Below are 1,420 nucleotides of genomic sequence, written 5' to 3'. Positions count from 1 at the left end.
GTTTTACCTGGGCCTTCATGGCGCTGTACGTGCTGGGCCTGATGGGCGTGACCCGCCCGCATGAGCCACTTCGACGATCCGTCGCTGCAGATCTGGTTCGTGGTCGCCGCCATCGGTGCTGGCCTGATCGCCCTGGGTATCGGTTCGTTCATCATCCAGATCGCNGTGTCCATCCGCGACCGCAGAAAGCTGGCCGATGTCACCGGCGACCCGTGGGATGCCCGTACCCTGGAATGGTCCACTTCCTCGCCGCCGCCAGCCTACAACTTCGCCTTCACCCCGGTCGTGCATGACAACGACGCCTGGGCTGACATGAAGAAGAACAAGTATCAGCGTCCGCTGGGTGACTTCGTGGAAATCCACATGCCCAAGAACACCGGTGCCGGCTTCATCATCGCGGCATTGGCGGCAGTGCTGGGCTTTACCCTGATCTGGCACATGTGGCTGCCGGCGGTGGTGATCTTCGTTGCAATGATCGCTGCCACCATCATCCACACCTTTAATTACAACCGCGACTACTACATCCCGGCCGACGAAGTCGTCCGTGTCGAAGCAGAGCGCACACGTCTGTTGAATAGCCATGTCTGAAGCAATCAACCACACGGCCGACGCGACGCCTAGCTCGCGCTATTTCGTCCGCCATCACCATCCAGAGAACGGCACCCTGCTGGGCTTCTGGATCTACCTGATGAGCGATTGCCTGATCTTCGCCTGCCTGTTTGCGTGCTATGCCGTCCTTGGCCGCAACTATGCCGGCGGTCCGACCGGGGCCGAACTGTTCGACCTGCCGCTGGTGGCGCTCAACACCGCGCTGCTGCTGCTGTCGTCGATCACCTACGGCTTTGCCATGCTGGCCATGCAGGCCAAGAAGCAGCAGAACACCATCTTCTGGCTGATCATCACGGGTCTGCTCGGTGCTGGCTTCATCTACTTCGAACTCTATGAGTTCCTGCACCTGATCCACGAAGGCGCGGGCCCGTCCCGTAGCGGCTTCCTGACCTCGTTCTTCGCGCTGGTCGGTACCCACGGTCTGCACGTGACCTTCGGCATCATCTGGCTGGTCGTGCTGCTGTTCCAGATCAACAAGCACGGCCTGACCGAAGCCAATGGTCGCCGTCTGATGTGCCTGTCGATGTTCTGGCACTTCCTGGACGTGGTCTGGATCGGCGTCTTCACCTTTGTTTATCTGATGGGAGTCCTGCCATGAGCCGCGGCCACCAAGAACACCCGGCCCGCCCGATGGGCCAGCACGACGACGACCATGGCCACGGTCATGGTCATGGCGACCACGCCGCCCACGGCACGATGAAGGATTACGTCACCGGCTTCGTGCTGGCCGTGATCCTGACCGCGATCCCGTTCTGGATGGTGATGCACAAGACCATCTCCAGCTTCGCCACCCTGGGTATCGTGCTGCTGG

Annotated in this window: 1 protein-coding gene and 2 pseudogenes; all 3 read left to right on the top strand. The window is 61.0% G+C overall.

Annotation, left to right across the window (positions count from 1 at the left end):
- A pseudogene (locus tag I5W_RS04630) lies at positions 1-588 on the top strand (cytochrome o ubiquinol oxidase subunit I); the annotation flags it as partial.
- The gene (gene cyoC, locus I5W_RS04625) at positions 581-1,207 is read left to right on the top strand and encodes a cytochrome o ubiquinol oxidase subunit III (RefSeq protein WP_017453466.1); all 627 of its coding nucleotides are present in this window, start codon (positions 581-583) and stop codon (positions 1,205-1,207) included. The pseudogene I5W_RS04630 and the gene cyoC, both read left to right, overlap by 8 nt.
- Positions 1,204-1,420, top strand: a pseudogene (locus I5W_RS04620) (cytochrome o ubiquinol oxidase subunit IV); the annotation flags it as partial. The gene cyoC and the pseudogene I5W_RS04620, both read left to right, overlap by 4 nt.

Source organism: Herbaspirillum sp. B65, from assembly GCF_000333555.1.
GTDB classification, from domain to species: Bacteria; Pseudomonadota; Gammaproteobacteria; order Burkholderiales; family Burkholderiaceae_D; genus Herbaspirillum; species Herbaspirillum rubrisubalbicans.
Note: the sequence above shows the minus strand (reverse complement) of the source record. Positions and strands in the feature narration are given on the sequence as shown.

What these genes read in the sequence shown, in the direction of transcription:
- cyoC (WP_017453466.1), top strand. Translation starts at nt 581, where the DNA reads ATGTCTGAAGCAATCAACCACACGGCCGACGCGACGCCTAGCTCGCGC.